Below are 16,721 nucleotides of genomic sequence, written 5' to 3' on the forward strand. Positions count from 1 at the left end.
TCCGGACCTGGAATTGGTATTGCCAGGAAAATACGCAGAGGAAAGGTCTTGCAGAAGGGGAATGTGACGGGGAAAAGCGGAATGGGGACCATGCTATTGCAACGCAACATGGCACCCCATTAATTACTTGATTGCTACTATTGATGTATATCAGCGTGATTGCGCAGGGCGCGAATACAGGTCGATGATGGTGCTGATGCCATCCTGGCACACGGAACAGAAGGTCTCGCTGCGGTCGAACATGATGCATTGCATCTCCGGGCGGTAATAGCCGGACGATTCATAGTTCGCGCCCTCGAAGGCCCCCACCGCATGGCGCTGCGGCGCCTTGGAAAACAGCTGCTGCGTGTACGCCAGGTCGGCCTTGAACAGGGAGCTCATTTCGCTTTCCGGGCGGTTCGCCGCGCGCAGGGCGGCGCGCTGCTGCTGGTACTCGCGCGCATGGCTGTCATACGCTTCCTTCGGCCACGGCGTCGGCAGCGGCGTGCCGGCCTTCACGTGGCTTTTCCATTTCAGCTTGGCCGGATCGCGCAAGGCCGTGGCGTTCGGCTCCCACGGTTCCTGGCGCTCGCCATTCGACTGGTAGGCCACGGGCGAGGTGTAGTACTCGTCGGCCAGGCCGGCGAAATGGTGGCCGAATTCATGCACGAACAGGTAATTGGCCCAGTCGTTGTTGGCCGCCGCCGTGCTGAACTGGCCGAAGATGCCGCCACCGCCATAGGTGTCGTTGTTGACGAGGATTTCAATGAATTCGTACGGCGCGTACTGCGCCAGGTCGCGCAGGGCGCGGTTGTCCGTCGTCAGCACATAGCGCTCGCTGCCGAAGATATCGTAGCGCGTGCCCAGCGGCGAGGCGTGGTGCACGCCCGTCGACGGGCGCGACACGCCCGACTCCTGCGTCGGTGCGGCCATGGCCCACACATTGAAATCATTGGCCCGCTCGCGGAACGGCGACACCGTGAACAGATGGTCGGCCAGCTTGCGCGCCGTCGCTTCGAACTTGCCCATTTCGGCCGCCGTATAGCCATCGCCCAGGATCAGCAGGTCGACCTTGTCGGGGGACGGACCGCTGACGCGGATGGGGATGGGCTTGACGGGTGCCGGTGGCTGCTTGCGGATCACGTCCTGCGCCGCCGGATCGACATCCGTGCTCCACACGATGGAAAACAGGCCGCGCTCGTCGCGTTTCAGGATGCGCACGCGCACGGGCTGCTCCGGCTGCGGGAAGCGCACGGATTCCTGGAAGGCGCGCGTGGTGCTCTTCGCTTCATCGGTGCTGGCCCACTCGCCAAAGATGGTGGAAAAACCGCGCGAGTACAGCACCTTGCCCGACTTGATGTCCACCACTTCCAGCAGGTTGTTGCCGCGGTTGCTGTCGTCGATGGTGCGCGCCATGCTGCCCGGCCATGGCAGGGGTTCGACCAGCACGCGCTCGACCGCATAGTGCTCGCCCAGCGCATTGCCGCTGTGCTGGTAATCGAGGCGCATGGTCGCTGGCTGCGGCGCGCTGGCCGCTTGCGCGAAGGAGGCGATGCCGGCGGCCAGCGCCAGCGCGCAGAGGAAGGATCGTATCGGGGTCTGCTGCATGTCATTCCTAAAACGGTAGAAAAACAGGTGAAGGGTACGGTTCTCCAAACAATCGGCGGCCCTGCCCGCAGGCCCGCGAAAAACCGCTGCGGCACATTGTAGCGACCGGAAGCGGGCATGCAAAGCGGCGATTTGCCGCAGGCACGCTTGACCTCGCAGCAAGCTTGCATTAAATTAGACTGATTAGTCGATTAATTAAAAGACAGGTCACCTATCATGCGCACCATCGATCCCGACAAGCACGCCGCGCGCCGCGACGCCATCCTGGCGGCGGCACGCCACTGCTTCGCCCGCAAGGGCTTTCACCAGACCAGCACCGCCGCCATTTGTGCGCAGGCGGGCATGAGTCCCGGCAACCTGTTTCACTACTTCCCCACCAAGCAAGCCATCATCGCCGCCATCGTCGACCAGGAAGGCCGGGAAACGGCCGCATATTTCGCCGGCGTGCAAGGCAACGCCAATGCCTTTGCCGCCCTGCTCGACTTCATGGATCTGGTGCTGACACTGGCGGCCGACGGGGACTTTGCGGGACTGGCGCTGGACATTGCTGCCGAGGCGACGCGCGACACGGACATCGCCGCCAGGGTGGCACGCAACGACGCCCTGCTGCGCGCCGGCGTGCAGTCGCTGCTCGAAAGCGCGGTCGCCCAAGGCCAGGTCGACGCCGCGCTCGACCCCGCGCAAACGGCCAGCTGGCTCGCCGCGCTGATCGACGGCATCTTCAACCGGGTCGCCGTCGACCCGCATTACGCGCCGCTGGCGCAGCGCGCCAGCCTGCACCAGTTGCTGGTGCGCTTCCTGCGGCCCGCCCTGTCATGACGGCCGCCATGCCGGGTCCGCCGGCCCGCATCGCCGATGTCGACGCCCTGCGCGGCTGCGCCCTGTTCGGCATTTTGGTCGTCAATATCGGCGCCTTCGCCACGCCCTGGTTCGGCCTGGGATTGACCGACCCGGCGTTCCACGGCGGCGTGGACCGCGCCACGCATTTTCTCGTCGCCCTGCTGTTCGAGACCAAGTTCTACCTGCTGTTTTCCTTCCTGTTCGGCTACAGCTTTACCCTGCAGATGCAGGCGGCCACGCGCGCCGGTGCGCCATTCGTGCCGCGCATGCTGCGCCGCCAGGCGGGCCTGTGGCTGATCGGTGTCCTGCACGCCGTCATCCTGTTTCATGGCGACATACTGACTACCTACGCCGTGCTGGGCATCGTGCTGCTGGCCCTGCACCGCTGCGGCAAACGGCCCGCCCTCACCCTGGCCTTTGTCCTCGTCAGTGCCTGCGCGGCATTCTGGGCAGCGATGGCCTGGCTGCAAGGCCTGCAGCCGGCGAACGGCGGGGAGCAGGCCGTGGCGATGGCGCGGCAAGCGGCGGCCGCGCTGGCGGCTTACCGTGGTACGCCCGCCAGCGTGGTGACGCAGCACCTGCGCGAATTGAGTGAAATCTGGATCGTCCTGCTGCTGGTGCAGGCACCGTGCGCACTGGCCATGTTCCTGTGCGGCCTGGTTGCCGGCAAGCGCGAAATGCTGCTGCATGCGGCCGACTATCTGCCGCTGCGCCGGCGACTGCTGTGGGCCGGCGCGCTGGTGGGATTGCCGGGTGCCGCCTGCTATGCGTGGACGTCCGTGTACGTAAGCGGTCAGGCATGGCAGGTGGCGGGACTGGCCGTGAGCCTGGCGACGGCGCCGCTGCTGGCGGGTGCCTACCTGGCATTGGCCTTGGCCGCTTTCGCGCGCCTGCGCGACGGCATGTTGTTTGCCCTGCTGGCCGACACGGGCCGCATGGCCCTGTCGAACTACCTGATGCAGTCGGCCATCTGCGCCTGGCTGTTCCTCGCCTATGGCGCACGCCTGATGGGCAGCGTCTCGCCGCCGGGTGCGCTGGCGCTGGCCGCCGCCATCTTCTGCCTGCAGCTGCCTTTTAGCCGCTGGTGGCTGCGCCGCCACGTCTATGGCCCCGTCGAATGGCTGCTCCGCGCCTTGACGATCGCGGCGTGGCCCCGCTGGCGGCGTGCCGGGTCAGCCTATTTGTAGCGGTACAGCGGCTGGCGCAGCTGGATGGGGCGGATGTCCAGGCGCAGCTTCAGCACCGAATACGCCTCCGCCTCGGTGGAGCTGTAGCCGACGCTGTTGACGGTCTTGCTGAACCTGAACTCGAACCCCAGGTCCGGATACGGGTCGCGCGGGTTGCCGAAGGCGATGCCGATGGCTTCCTGCTGGGCGTTATCGATCAAATTGCCCATCAGGTCGAGCACCGCATTATTGCCAAGGATATCGTTGGTAAACACGGGTTCGCGCATGTCGGGCTGGTTCGGATCGAGCTTGTTGTCGGCCTTATCCGGCGATGGCGTGAAGACGCGCGTGACGAGGTTGAATTTGTCTCCCCGGTCCAGATAGCTGATGGCGGCATTGCTGATATTGAAATTCTTCACGCCGCGGTCGCTGATGGCGCCCGACAGGTCGATCAGCAAAGCCCCACTGTAGCCGATGACTTCCACGTCGCGCATGGCATCGACCACCATGGCGCTGTTTTCGTCGATGCCCAGGCCCAGGTGATAGCCTTTTTTCAGCATCACGGGAATCATGCGGGCGAAACGGCCACGCACCAGCAAATGCTGGTCGACGAAGACGTCACTGCCGATGAAACCCAGGCCCGGTGCGATTTCGCGCCCGTCCGTCACGCCCATTTTCAGCATGTCGAGCACGGGCTTGGCGTCATAGAACATGGTGGTGCTCATGATGGCGGCACCGGCGCTGGAACCGGCGATCACGCCGCCGTTGCGGTAGACCGACCAGATGGCCTCCAGCGCAGCCGTGCGGCTGCCGTCCGGCCGCAGCAAGGCTTGCGTGATGCGCCCCTGGTCGCCGCCGGCAAAATAGATGCCGGTGGCCGACTTGATCTGCGTCACGATGGCCGGGTCTTCGGCCGCCTTGCGGTAATCGCGATTGGCCAGCTTGACGGCCAGCGGCACGAAAAAGGCGTCCGCACCATATTGGTTGAGTTTCTTGATGATGCTTTCACCCGATTTTTCCGGGTTCATCGCGGCCGAGGCCAGCACGGCGATGCGCGCGCCTGGCCCGCCAGACAACTTGACGATGCGCTGCCAGACTTCGGCATTGTCGGCCCGCAGGCCGCCGCCGATGATGACGAGGGTGCCCTGCGGCGCCGTGCCGATGGCACTGCCGGCAGGCGCCGCCGCAGCATGGAAGCTGCACAATGCCAGCGCAAACAGCAGCGCGGCGCGGAATTTCTGATACAGGCTTGCGGATGATTTCATGGTGCCTCTCGAATGCAAAGAAAGTGGCGCGCACCGGTTGATACAGGCACGCGCCGTTGCTGCCAATACTGCTGCTTGCAACCCAACGCCATCGAACTACGATGCTACTCGCCGTGTGTGACAGCGATATTGCGGCATCTCCTGTTTTTATTTGAAAGTATAGTTGGCCGAAGCGTAGAAGCGCCGGCCGCGCGGGTCCGTGTAGCTGGGGTCATAGCCGGACAGGAAAAAGTATGCCTGGTTCGAATAGGGCGGGCTGGTATTGAACAGATTCTGTATGCCCGCGCGCAGCTTGAACTGCTTGCTGACGGCATAGGCGCCCGACATGTCCCACAGCGTGTACGCCTTCACCCGGTTCGCCTTGACCACGCTGCCGTCATCCGTGTTGATGGCCGAGTTCTGGTCGTCATAGCCGCTCGAATACGTATTCGACAGGCTGGCCGAATACGGGCCATTGTCCCAGTCCAGCGTGATGGTATGGCGCCAGCGCTGGACCACGCCGTCCGTGACGAATTTATTCAGGTTGCTGATGAAGACGTCGCCGGGACTGGTCTGGATTTTCGAATCGAGCACGTAGGTGCCGCTCAGGTGGCCGCCGAAACGTCCCCATGCCGTCTTCACGCCATGCAGGTCGGCCGTGATGTCGATACCGGACGCCTTTTGCGCGCCGCGGTTTTCCTTGCGCAGTTCGATGTAGTCGATCAAGCCGTCTTCGTCGCGGTGCACCAGGTCGCCGTACTTGGACAGGTTGGCCAGGATGATGTCGTCGCCGATCTCGCTGATCAGGTCCGTGCGCTTGATGTTCCAGTAATCGGCACTGAAGGTCCAGTGCTGGCTCGGTTCGAGCACCAGGCCGGCCGAGAATTGTCGGCTGCGCTCCGGCTTGAGCTTGTCGTTACTGTAGCGGCGCGTGTCCCAGTTGTCGGCGCAGACGGAATAGTCATTGTTCTCGCTCGCGCAATACACGGGATCGGGCAGGGTCGCCGTGCTGCTGTAGACGGTGGGCCGGTGCAGGTCCGCCATCGACGGCGCGCGGAAGCCCTTGCCGGCCGAAGCGCGCAGCAGCACCTGCTTGCTGGGCATGTAGGTCAGGCCGATCTTCGGACTGAGGGCGCCGCCCACCTGCTGGTAGTGGTCGTAGCGGCCGGACAATTGCGCCTGCCACTGCCGGGTGAATGGCAGCAGCAGTTCGCTGTAGATGGCTTGCACATTGCGGCTGTCGCTGGTGGGGCCGCCGCCTTCGGGCGCCGCATCGTTGTTGATATTGTCGCTCATCAGCAACGCCGACGGTCGGAACTCGGTGCGCTCGCGCCGCACTTCGCCGCCCACGGCCAGCGCCATGTCGCCGCCGCCCAGCGCCATCAGCGCACGCGACGCCTTGAAATCGAGCGAGTCCATGGTGCCGCGCGCATGGCGCACCTCGTCGTTGACCTGGATGCTGTCGATCAGCGCCTGGCCTTTCGCGCTGGAGGGACCGAAAGGATTGATATCGCCGGCGGCGATCCCTTCCAGCAGCTTGTCGTACAGGACATAGCCGTGCGTGTCGCGGTCCTTGACCACGTTGACGCTGTGGTTCAGGCCCACGTCGTAGTCCCAGCCGGCGAGCGTGCCGGTGGCACCCACGACGAACCGCTGGCTCTCGCTGGTCAGCTGGCTGGTGCGCATGCCCGCCTCGTTCAGGCGCATGCGCAGTTCCAGTTCGCGCGCCGTCGGATTGCCGTCCTCGTCTACGATGCTGTCCAGCCCCGTGTTGGCCAGTTGCGGCACCTTGCTGTAATCCAGATAGCCCGTCACGCGCGCCGACGAGCCCACATAATAGCTGCGCGAACGGCTCAGCGCCACTTCCGCATACAGCTGGTGGTCGCCGTTCAGTTTCAGCACGCCGCGCGTGAGCAGGTTCTGCTTGTCCGTCTTCGGATACAGCTCCGTATCGCCCATGTAGTCATAGGTACAGGCATCGACGCCGCCCGTGCCCGCCGGCAGGTACAGATTGGCCGGCGGTGCGCAGTTCGGGATCGACAGATTGATCTGCCGGTTGGTGATGGGCCGGCCATTGAGCAGGAAGCCGTTGTCCTGCAAATAATCGCGCTGTTCGCCCGACAGGCGGATATTCGCCGGACTGGTAAAGCTGGATAGCAAATGCCCGAGGCGCTGCGGAATCTGCAGCTTGGGGATGAATTTACGCTGCGACGAGCTCAAACGGTCGGTTTTCTGCAGGTCGACGACGGCAAAGATATTGTAGCCGTCCGTCGCCAGATCGCCCGTGCCGGCCGTGATGCTGGCCGTACGCTTGCCGGCTCCGCCTTCCTGCGTGCCGCTGCCGTACGCATTCAGCTCCACGCCCTGGTAATCCTTGCGCGTAATGAAATTGATGACGCCGCCGATAGCGTCCGTGCCGTACAGGGCCGAGGCGCCGTCGAGCAGCACTTCCACGCGCTGCAATGCGGCGGCGGGGATGTTATTCAGGTCGACGCCCGCGTCGTCGCCGGGCGAAGCAAAATTGGCCATGCGCCGCCCGTTGAGCAGCACCAGGGTGGACGAGGTGCCCACGCCGCGCAGGTTGGCACTGTTGAAGCCGCGCTGGTCGCCGCCCACGTTGATGCTGGCCCCATCCGTCAGGCCGCCCACGTTGGCCGAGACGCGCGCCATCAGTTCGGCCGCCGTCGTCACGCCCGCCTTCTCGATGTCGGCACGCGTGATGACCTGCACCGGCAGCGCCGTTTCCGATTCCAGCCGCTTGATGGCCGAACCGGTGATTTCCACGCGCTGCATTTTCTTCTGTGCCGGTTCTGTATCCGCCCCCTGCTCCTGCGCCAGCGCACCGTTGCCCAGCATGCCCAGCGCCGCCGAGACGCTCAAGCCCCCTACGGCCAGGCGCACGGCATGGGCCAGCACCGATACACGTGGCAGTATGCGACTGCCGTCCTGTTTTTTTTCTTGCATGCCAACTCTCCCAGATGGTGTTAACCCTGATTTTTATAATGACTGCTTTTTATGCACTGCCTTGCGCTGCTTGACTGCTGTTTTCCGGGGTCCCTGCACGCCATGCTCGCCGCCGTACAGGTAGGCGGCGATCACCTCGCTCAGGCGGGCGGCTTTTTCAACGTTGTCCTTGTTCGACACCATCAGCGCCACGGCCAACGCCTCGATCATGGCCAGTGCCGCGCTGGCGCTGCTGGGCAGAACGGGATGCGTGCTTTGCGCGTACAGCGCATGGTCGGCCAGTTCGGCCAGGGGGGAAGCGGGAGAGTCCGTGAGCGCGACGATGCGGGCACCGCGGTCACGCGCGAAATTGGCCAGGCCGATGCAGTCGAGCGTATAGCGGGGGAAGGAAATCACCACCAGCACGTCGCTCGCCGTCAGGTTGACCAGGTGTCCGGCCGCCACTTCCGAGCCGCCGATGCCCACCACTTCGACGACATGCGGGCAAAACGGCTGCAAATGCTGCACCAGCATGCCGGCCAGGTTGGACGACAGGCCAAAACCCATCACATACACCACCTGGGCCAGCGTCAGATGACGCACCACGGCGTGCATGTCCGGCAGCGCGAGCGCGCCCGAGGTGGCGGCGATATTCGCCGCCGCGTATTCCAGGCTTTCCGTGACGGGCGACGTGGCGCGCGCGCGCCGCTCTATCGTATGGCGCAATTTATCGACCGGCTGCAACAGTGCCTGCAGGGTCTCCGCCATGGCGCTGCGCATGGCCGAATAATTCCGCTGGCCGATGTCGCGCGCGAAGCGGCTGATGGTGGCCGTCGAGACCCGGCAACTGTCGGCCAGTTCCTCGATGCCCAGCGCGGTAACGCGCATCTGGTTGCGCAGCAGGTAGTCGGCGATCTGGCGCTGCGAAGCCGATCCGGTTGCCAGCACATGCATCAGCGCCTGTCCCAGCGGCGATTGCGCAAACGCCGCATCGGGCGACGACAGCGCGCCGGCCAGCGCTGGCGCGGCTGGAGTACGGGGGCTGCTGCGGGCAGGGCTGGCGGATGCTTTCATGTCACTGGCGGCCTGTGCTTGTCATGTGCGGCGGATCGGTGTGTCGGCGCAAAAAATCAGCGCGTGAACTCACTTTACGCATATCAAAAAGAAAACTCAACAAATTTTTGTAAAAGCATTTTCATTTATTTACTTCGTGAAAATAATGCTACATAATCGGCCGAAACCCATCAACCATGCACCTTTCCGGGGCACCCACCATGCACGTACAACAGCATCCGATCTCCACGCCGCACGCCAGCGTGTCCTGCCAATTGAGCAGCTTTCACTTCGGCGGCACAGCCGCCCAAAGCCGCAGCGGCAAGAAGGTGTATATCCAGGCGGCCCTGCACGCGGACGAGGTGCCGGGCATGCTGGTGTCGCAGTTCCTGCGCCGCGAGCTGCTGGCGCTGGAAGCGGCAGGCAAGGTGCATGGCGAAATTATCCTGGTGCCGGCCGCCAATCCGATCGGCCTGGCGCAAGCCATCCATGGCGCGCCGTTCGGGCGTTTCGACCTGACCACCGGCATCAACTTCAACCGCGCCTACCGCCACGTGGCCGAGGAACTGAAAACCACGCTCGATGGCAAGCTGGGGCAGGATGCGCAAGCCAACGTGGCCCTGATCCGCGCGCATGCGCGCGACGCTGTCGCCGCCTGGCGGCCGGGCACGGATGCGGAGACGTTGAAAAAAACCCTGCTGGGCATGGCCATCGACGCCGACATCGTGCTCGACCTGCACTGCGACAATGAGGCGGCCCTGCATATCTACACGGGCACGCCGCTGGCGGCGCAGATCGCGCCCCTGTCGGCGCTCCTGGGCGCGCGCGCCGTGCTGCTGGAACTGGCGGCTGGCGAAGAGCCGTTCGATGAAGCGTGCAGCCGCCTGTGGTGGGACCTCGACAGCCACTTCGGCGGCCGCTATCCGATCCCCGCTGCCTGCCTGTCGACCACCGTCGAATTGCGCGGCGAGGTGGAAGTGAGCTACGCCCTGGCCGAACGCGACGCGACCGCCCTGCTGCGCTTCCTCGCCATCGAGGGCGTGCTGGACATCGAAGGAGCCGGCGACGACTTGCCCGCGCCGCAATGCCAGCCCACGCCGCTGGCTGGCGTCGAACCGATCCTCGCGCCGCACCATGGCGTGCTGGTGTACCTACGCGAAATGGGCGACATGCTGGCCGCCGGCGATGCGCTGGCCGACCTGATCGACCCCGTCAGCGGCGCAACGACGACTTTGCGCTGCACGGTCGCTGGTGTATTCTTCGCGCGCAGCGCCCACCGTCATGTCCTGCGCGGCATGAATGTCGGCAAGGTCGCTGGCGCCGTCGCCTTTCGCGGCGGCAGCCTGTTAAGCCAATAAGAAATCCAAAAAAAGCGCCATGAGAAAATTCAAGCTCCCCAATACCTTCGTCCTGCTATGCGGCATCCTGGCCATGATCGCCCTGGCCACGTGGCTGGTACCGGGCGGGAAATTCGACACCCAGCTGGTGAATGGCAAGCAGCTCATCATTCCTGGCACCTTCCACTACGTCGACAACAAGCCGCAGGGCCTGGCCGCCCTGATGATGGCGCCCATCAAGGGCTTCGTCGACGCCAGCCTGATCATCGGCTTCGTGCTGATCGTCGGCGGCGCCTTCGCCGTGCTGCAAAAAACGGAAGCCTTCGATTCGCTGATCAAGGCCATCGCCAAGGCGCACACCAGCTCGCGCTTCGTGCGCGCAGCCATCATCCCCGTCTTCTTCACCATGTTTTCCCTGGGCGGCGCCACCTTCGGCATGAACGAGGAAGCGATTCCCTTCATCCTGATCTTCGTGCCGCTGGCCCTGGCCCTGGGCTATGACACCATCACCGGCGTGTCGATACCCTTCATCGGGTCACAGGTGGGTTTTTCCGCCGCCTTCCTGAACCCGTTCAACGTCGGCATTGCGCAGGGTATCGCCGGCGTGCCGATCTTTTCCGGGATCGGCTACCGCCTGATCGTCTGGGCCATCGCCACGGCGGTCAGCATCGTTTTCCTGATGTGGTACGCGGCGCGCATCAAGCGCCATCCCGAAAAAAGCCCGACCTACCTGCTCGACGTCGAAAAGCGCCGCGAACATACGCTGGACCTGGACAGCTTTGCCGGCATGACGCGCACGCACCGCGCCGTGCTGTGGATCTTCCTCGGCACGTTGCTGACGATGGTCGTCGGCGTCGTCAAGTACGACTGGTTCATCGATGAGATCGCCGCCCTGTTCCTGACGATGGCCATCGTCGTCGGCCTGGTCGGCCGGCTCGACATGGACAGCCTGGTCGCGGCCTTCGTGCAGGGCGCGCGCGACATGGTCAGTGTTGGCCTGGTCATCGCCCTGGCGCGCGGCACCATGATCCTGGCGCGCGACGCGCAGATCATCGACACCATGCTGCATGCGCTCACGCCGCTGGTGGCCTCGTCGAGTCCCGTCTTCGCCGCGCAAAAAATGTTCTTCATGCAGTCGGTGATCAACTTCTTCATCCATTCCGGCAGCGGCCAGGCGGCGCTCACCATGCCCATCATGGCGCCGCTGGCCGACCTGGTGGGCGTGACGCGCCAGACGGCCATCCTGGCCTTCCAGTTCGGTGAATTCACCACGCCGATGATCCCCACCTCCGGCATCACGGTGGGCGTGCTGGCGCTGGCGCGCGTGCCCTGGATCACCTGGGCCAAGTGGATGATCCCGCTGCAGCTGATCTACCTGGTGCTGGCGCTGCTGCTGCTGATTCCACCTTGCCTGATGCATTGGCAGTAAAAAAAGCCACGGCGAGTCTAGCTCCCCGTGGCTTTTTTTCGCATGCGGATCATGCGCCTGCAGCGCGCCAAGCGTACAGGCGGCAGTCCTGGCAGGTCCTCCACACGCTAGGGCGAGGTCTCCAGCCATTCGGCCGCCAGCGCATCGACTTCGCGGATTTCCGCCTGCAGGCGGGTATGCTGGCGGCGCGCCCACCACCATCCCCCGGCCAGCACCAGTGCCGGGATCAGCAGCGCCACCGCAGTGCGCCAGCCGGCCACCCCGGCGGGCGCCGTGATCCACACCACCAGCGGCGCGGGCAGCAGGGCGATCACGCTCCAGCGGGTCAGCCGCGCGAGATGCAAGCCAAGCCGGGCACGGTGCCGCCGCAAGGCGAGCCACTCGCGCAGGCTGCGCCCATCCGGCTGCCGCAGCGAACGCAGGCGGGTCCAGGTGGCAAGCAGCAGTATTACCATCGTCGCCGCCAGCATCCAGCACCACCACCACGTCTGCACGACACCGTCGGCAAGGCGTGGCCGCAGCATGGCCAGGCCGGCCAGGGCGACAGCGGCGATCAGCCACTCGCCGGCGAGGATGATCACGGTATGCCTGCGCTGGCTGCGCGCGCGCGCCATCATCGCCGCCACGTCCGGCAGCCGCGACGGCGCATTGCTGCCCCAGGCATCCTGCAGCGCGTCCCACTCATTACTGTCGTTCATAGTTCCTCCAGTCGCTCTTTCAGCGTCGCCTTGGCGCGGTTCAGCCGGACACCCACATTGTTTTCCGAAATGCCCAGCAGGGCAGCGATCTCGTCGTAGCGCATCCCTTCCAGCGCCAGCAGGACCAGCTGGCGCTGGCCGGCAGGCAGCTGGCGCAGCGCAGTCAGCAGGCGCTCCTGCTGCTGGTTCCGGCCCGCCGCCATGTCGGGCCCTGGCCTGTCGTCGATCCAGTGCTCGTCCAGTTCCTCGTAGCGGGGACGGCTCACCGCACGCATCACATGGCTGGCACAGCGCCGGTGCGCCACGCCGATGATGAACGTCTTCAGGCTGGCCTCGCCGCGAAAGCCGGGCAGCGCCTGCCAAACGGCGAGCATGATGTCCTGCACCAGGTCATCGCGCTCATGGCGGTTGCGCTCGAAACTGGCGGCAAAGCGCACCAGCATGCGGCCATGTTCCTGCATCAGGCGCTGAAATAACGCTTGCTGTTCCCCGGCCATGCCTACAGTCCGAAAACAAAACGTTCGCTGCCGAGGCGGCGGCTGCCGGCCCATGCCAGCAAGCCGGCCGCCGCCAGGCTGATGCCGAGTGACAGCAGCTGCGGCAACGGAGGCATGGACTGGCCGGCCAGCAATGCCGCCAGCTGCGCGTGCTGGCTCAGCATCGGCAGCAACTGCGCCGCCGGGGAGCTTGTGCCAAGCTGCCCGACCACCAGCGCCATCGGCGCCAACTGCAGCAGATTCAGATACGTTTGCGCTTCCTTGTGGCTGCGCGCATGTAGCGCCAGCGTGCACTGCAAGGCCCCCACCAGCAAGGCCATCGGCAACAGCACCAGCAGCATGCGCGCCAGCATGGCCGCATCGGGCGCAAAGGCGACACCCGCTTCGTACAGGGGCAGGTGGCCCAGCACCACGGCCGATACTAGCAGCGCCGCCGCACCCGTGGCGTAGCCAAACAGCGACGCGGCCAGCCATTTTCCGGCAAACAGGACGCCTGGCGCCAGCGGCTGCGCCAGGAGCGCTTCGAGCGAGTGGCGTTCCCGTTCACCACCCGTCACATCCAGTGCGACATGCGCGCCGCCCACGAACACGCCGAGCAGCCAGAAGACGGGTAGCAGGCCCAGTACCAGCGCAGCCTTGCCGCCCTGGCTACCCATGTCGTGCAGGTCGAGGGTCAGCACAGCCGCACTGCCGGGCGCCACGCCAGCGGCCAGCAGGCGCTGCCCGGTCAATTGCATGCCGTAGCCGGCCACCAGTTCCTGTACCCGCTGCGCGCGGCGGCGCACTTCGCCGTCCGACATGTCGGCCCACAGTTCGAGCATGGCCTGGCGCCCCTGTGCCAGGGCCGCCGGCGCGGCCGTCGGCACGACCAGCACCACGGCGGCAGGGTCGCGCGCCAGCAGTTCGGCGGGCGCCTGCGCGCTGGTGTCCAACACCAGTCCCCCGGTCAGCAAATGGGCCGCCAGGCCGGGCGCGAGCGCCGCGCCTATCAGGTGCACCGGCTGCTGCCCGCCATCGCGTTCGGCCGCGATCATGGCCTTCAGGGCGACGGCCAGCAGCATGGGGCCGAGCAGCGCGAACAGCAAGCCGGCCATCACCGCGCGGCGGTCGCGCAGCGCATCGCGCACTTCCTTGGATACGACGATCCACAATGCCCAGCTATTCATGCCGCAATCCCTTCTTCGCTACCGATCACAGTGACAAACGCCTGTTCCAGCTGGCCGCTGCCGGTGCTCTCCAGCAGTGCCGGCAAGTCGCCGGCAAAGCGCACGCGCCCGGATGCCAGCACCACCACGCGGTCGCACAGCGCCGACGCCTCCTGCATCACGTGCGTCGACAGCAGTACGGCAGTACCGCGCGCACGGGCCCGCAGCAGCGCCGCGCGCACCGCGCGCGTGCTCATGACATCGAGTCCGCGCGTCGGTTCGTCCAGCACCAGCACGGCCGGCTGGTGCAGCAGCGCGCGCGCCAGCGCCACCTTGATGCGCTGCCCCGCCGAGTAACCCTTGCAGGGACGGCCCGCCTCCGCAGCCAGGCCCACCTCGTCGATGACGCGCTCGATGGCGCGCTCCAGGTCCGTGCCGTGCATGCCGTGCAGGCGGCCGAAATAGCGTAGATGATCGCGCGGATCGAGCCGTTCGTACAGCCCGAATTCATCGGTGACGATGCCGAGCCGGCGCCGCGCGGCCTGTGGCGCACGTGCCACCGCGATACCGGCGATGCGCACCTCGCCCCGGTCGGGCGTGAGCAAGCCATACAGAGTACGCAGGCACGTCGACTTGCCCGCGCCATTCGGGCCGAGCAGCGCGGTGATGCTGCCCGCTTCCACCTGGAAGCTGACGTCGTCCAGCGCTTGCAGCGCGCCGTAGCGCTTGCTGACATTTTCCACATGAATCATGCCTGACTCCTTATAAGGCAGGCTGGCCATTGGCCAGCACGAAGGGTGGACGGCGGATCGCCGCCAGACAGGCGCCATCGACGGCGGCCGGGTCGGCATGCTCCAGGAAGGTGGCGATCAGTTGCGGCGCGCAGCCCGTACCGCTGAAGGTGTGGCCAGCCTGCGGCGCCACCAGCACGCGGCTGTGGCGCAGGGTGCGCGCCGCCAGCTGCGCATTGGCGGGCGGCGTGACGGGATCGAGGCCGCCGGCGAACAGCAGCGCGGGTACCGCCGACACCACTGGCTGGGCCAGTTCCCCGGGCGGTGTTGCGACTGGCCAGGCGCTGCACCAGTCGCGCCAGCCGCGTGCATAGGCATCGCCAAAGACGCTTCCCGCCGCGTCGCGTGCCAGCGCTGCGGCATCGATGAAGGGCGCATCGTCCGTGCACAGCGCGGACAGGGTCTGGCCGAACGTCATGCTCTCCAGGCTCCAGCTGGCCGTGGCATCGTACACGCCTTGCAATGGCCGGAACTGCCCGTTGGCGGCGGCATGGATGGCATACGGCAGCACGCTGGCATGGCTGGGCACATACAGCGCGCCACGCAGCAGTTGCGGAATGGCCGGCCCCGCATGGCGCCCGACGGCCGGCAGCGCCAGCACCGTCGCGAGGTCGCGGCGCAGATGGGGGAAGGCGGTTGCGCAAGCCGGGTCGGCGGCGCAATCGGCCAGCAGGCGCTCCAGCGCCGCCTGGCTATGCGCGGAAGACAGCAATACCCTGGCATTGGGCGGCGCGACGGAATCGAGCACCATGCTGCGCACGCTGTCCGGATACTGGCGCGCGTACAGCAAGGCGGTGCGGGTACCGTAGGAACCGCCCCACAAGCTCACCTGGCGGTAGCCCAGCGCCCGGCGCACCGCCTCGAAGTCTGCCAGCGCGGCACTGGTGTGGTAATGGCGCGGATCGGCATCCAGGCGGGACAGGCAGCGGCGCAGGTGGGACTGCACGGCAGCCGTGTCGCCATCGCCGATCGCGTCGACCGGCATGGCGCAGGTCAGCGGTGCGGAACGGCCCGTGCCGCGCTGGTCGATGAGCAGTACGTCGCGGCGCTTGCGCACGTCGCGCAAGGTACCCGACAGCAGCGCGCCGTACTCCATGGCCGCCTGGCCCGGGCCGCCGGCCAGCACCAGCAAGGGGTCGGCTTCGGCGGGCCGCGCGGTGGCCGGCACCAGCGCGAAATGGATGGCGATGCGGCGCCCTGCGGGACGGGAACGGTCTTCGGGCACCTCGATCGCCCCGCATTGCACCCGCTCCGGCAAGTGCGGCAAGTGGCAGGGGCTGAGCGCGGGATTGCGCGCCGCGGCCAGGCCCGAATACAGAAGGGCAGCGAGCGACAGCGCCAGTGTTTTCCAGTTCATCATGATCCTCGTGTGGATGGCAATGAACTGGTAGTACGGATCGGCGGAAAAAACTTACACGGCGGATGAAAAAAGATGGCGCTGCGGGGAAGCTGGCGAAACCAGGGGTTCGTACTCCCGGGGCGAGGTGCCGCCGCCAGCAGAGGCCTGCCCGGTGGCAGAAAAGGACCGGGGGCGCCGCCCGTCCTGACTGCCGATGATGTTGTATTGCTCGAGCTGATGGTGTGACTGGTGCTGCATGCCGATGAACGGTACTGCTGTCATGGCAGCGCTTACAGGGCTGCTTTTTCTTCGGCGCTCAGGCGCTTGGCGCTGACATACACGGTGTGCATGGTGGCTTGATCGGCGCTGGCGACGAGGGCGGCAGGTGCGGCTGGCGCGGCGCGGAACTTCGGCACGGCGGCCGTGGCCAGGCTGGTGGCGGCGGCGATGGCGATGATGGCGACGAAGATGGCTTCCATGTTTTTAGCGATGTTCATGATGTTTTCCTTTAAGTGGGTGGTGTTTGCTGTTTGTCCTGCGATGATTGAACTTTAGGCAAATCTCCCCCGCCCTGCCACCGGATTGCGACAAAACGCACGATTGGCGGGACAGAATACAAAACCGCAGGATGAAACGCGGATGCACGTCCAGT

General features: G+C 65.6%; 15 protein-coding genes. 4 read left to right on the plus strand and 11 right to left on the minus strand.

The genetic code is table 11. The features are described 5' to 3' along the window. Positions 1-150: 150 nt before the first annotated feature. On the minus strand, positions 151-1,587 hold the full coding sequence (locus tag EBS11_RS11435) for an IgA Peptidase M64 (RefSeq protein ID WP_290603100.1): 1,437 nt from the start codon (positions 1,585-1,587) through the stop codon (positions 151-153). Between the two features lie 216 nt (positions 1,588-1,803). Between EBS11_RS11435 and EBS11_RS11440 the strand changes: the two genes are divergently transcribed. Then, positions 1,804-2,406, plus strand: coding sequence for a TetR/AcrR family transcriptional regulator (locus EBS11_RS11440; protein WP_290603101.1), 603 nt, complete (start codon positions 1,804-1,806; stop codon positions 2,404-2,406). 8 nt (positions 2,407-2,414) lie between these two features. Next, complete coding sequence (locus EBS11_RS11445) at positions 2,415-3,614, plus strand: DUF418 domain-containing protein (RefSeq protein ID WP_290603102.1); 1,200 nt, start codon at positions 2,415-2,417, stop codon at positions 3,612-3,614. Here the strand turns inward: EBS11_RS11445 and EBS11_RS11450 are convergent. The 3 genes from EBS11_RS11450 to EBS11_RS11460 all read right to left on the minus strand — a co-directional run bounded on the left by EBS11_RS11450 (position 3,605) and on the right by EBS11_RS11460 (position 8,854). Continuing rightward, a complete protein-coding gene (locus EBS11_RS11450) occupies positions 3,605-4,858 on the minus strand; it encodes a cyanophycinase (protein ID WP_290603103.1) in 1,254 nt (417 codons plus the stop codon). The two genes, EBS11_RS11445 and EBS11_RS11450, sit on opposite strands and share 10 nt — an antisense overlap. Before the next feature lie 147 nt (positions 4,859-5,005). Beyond that, entirely contained in the window at positions 5,006-7,801 is a 2,796-nt protein-coding gene (locus EBS11_RS11455) for a TonB-dependent receptor (protein ID WP_290603104.1), read from the minus strand. Between the two features lie 33 nt (positions 7,802-7,834). Further along, positions 7,835-8,854, minus strand: coding sequence for a MurR/RpiR family transcriptional regulator (locus EBS11_RS11460; protein WP_290603105.1), 1,020 nt, complete (start codon positions 8,852-8,854; stop codon positions 7,835-7,837). A 200-nt stretch (positions 8,855-9,054) separates the two neighbouring features. On the opposite strand from EBS11_RS11460, the gene EBS11_RS11465 reads away from it, so the two are divergent. Together EBS11_RS11465 and EBS11_RS11470 are read left to right on the plus strand one after the other, a co-directional pair. Beyond that, positions 9,055-10,191 carry a succinylglutamate desuccinylase/aspartoacylase family protein gene (locus tag EBS11_RS11465; RefSeq protein ID WP_290603106.1) on the plus strand — a complete coding sequence of 379 codons (1,137 nt, stop codon included), beginning with the start codon at positions 9,055-9,057 and terminating at the stop codon, positions 10,189-10,191. Between the two features lie 19 nt (positions 10,192-10,210). Beyond that, a complete protein-coding gene (locus EBS11_RS11470; RefSeq protein ID WP_290603107.1) occupies positions 10,211-11,599 on the plus strand; it encodes a YfcC family protein in 1,389 nt (462 codons plus the stop codon). Positions 11,600-11,706: 107 nt separating this feature from the next. On the opposite strand, the gene EBS11_RS11475 is transcribed toward EBS11_RS11470, so the two are convergent. From EBS11_RS11475 to EBS11_RS11505, 7 genes are read right to left on the minus strand one after another with little or no spacing between them, the layout of a single operon-like run. Then, positions 11,707-12,297 carry a hypothetical protein gene (locus tag EBS11_RS11475; protein ID WP_290603108.1) on the minus strand — a complete coding sequence of 197 codons (591 nt, stop codon included), beginning with the start codon at positions 12,295-12,297 and terminating at the stop codon, positions 11,707-11,709. Next, the gene (locus EBS11_RS11480) at positions 12,294-12,794 is read right to left on the minus strand and encodes a sigma-70 family RNA polymerase sigma factor (protein WP_290603109.1); all 501 of its coding nucleotides are present in this window, start codon (positions 12,792-12,794) and stop codon (positions 12,294-12,296) included. Before EBS11_RS11480 ends, EBS11_RS11475 begins: the two co-directional genes overlap by 4 nt. A 2-nt stretch (positions 12,795-12,796) precedes the next feature. Continuing rightward, positions 12,797-13,960 (minus strand): ABC transporter permease subunit, encoded by a 1,164-nt coding sequence (locus EBS11_RS11485; protein ID WP_290603110.1) that lies wholly within the window; start codon positions 13,958-13,960, stop codon positions 12,797-12,799. Then, positions 13,957-14,691 carry an ATP-binding cassette domain-containing protein gene (locus EBS11_RS11490; protein WP_290603111.1) on the minus strand — a complete coding sequence of 245 codons (735 nt, stop codon included), beginning with the start codon at positions 14,689-14,691 and terminating at the stop codon, positions 13,957-13,959. The genes EBS11_RS11485 and EBS11_RS11490 overlap by 4 nt, the downstream gene beginning before the upstream one ends. Before the next feature lie 10 nt (positions 14,692-14,701). Then, a complete protein-coding gene (locus EBS11_RS11495; RefSeq protein WP_290603112.1) occupies positions 14,702-16,090 on the minus strand; it encodes an alpha/beta hydrolase in 1,389 nt (462 codons plus the stop codon). A 51-nt stretch (positions 16,091-16,141) separates the two neighbouring features. Then, the gene (locus EBS11_RS11500) at positions 16,142-16,351 is read right to left on the minus strand and encodes a hypothetical protein (RefSeq protein WP_290603113.1); all 210 of its coding nucleotides are present in this window, start codon (positions 16,349-16,351) and stop codon (positions 16,142-16,144) included. Between the two features lie 8 nt (positions 16,352-16,359). Beyond that, positions 16,360-16,566 (minus strand): hypothetical protein, encoded by a 207-nt coding sequence (locus tag EBS11_RS11505; RefSeq protein ID WP_290603114.1) that lies wholly within the window; start codon positions 16,564-16,566, stop codon positions 16,360-16,362. Positions 16,567-16,721: the final 155 nt, after the last annotated feature.

The sequence above is a fragment of the Janthinobacterium sp. genome (assembly GCF_009923995.1).
Lineage (GTDB): Bacteria > Pseudomonadota > Gammaproteobacteria > Burkholderiales > Burkholderiaceae_D > Janthinobacterium.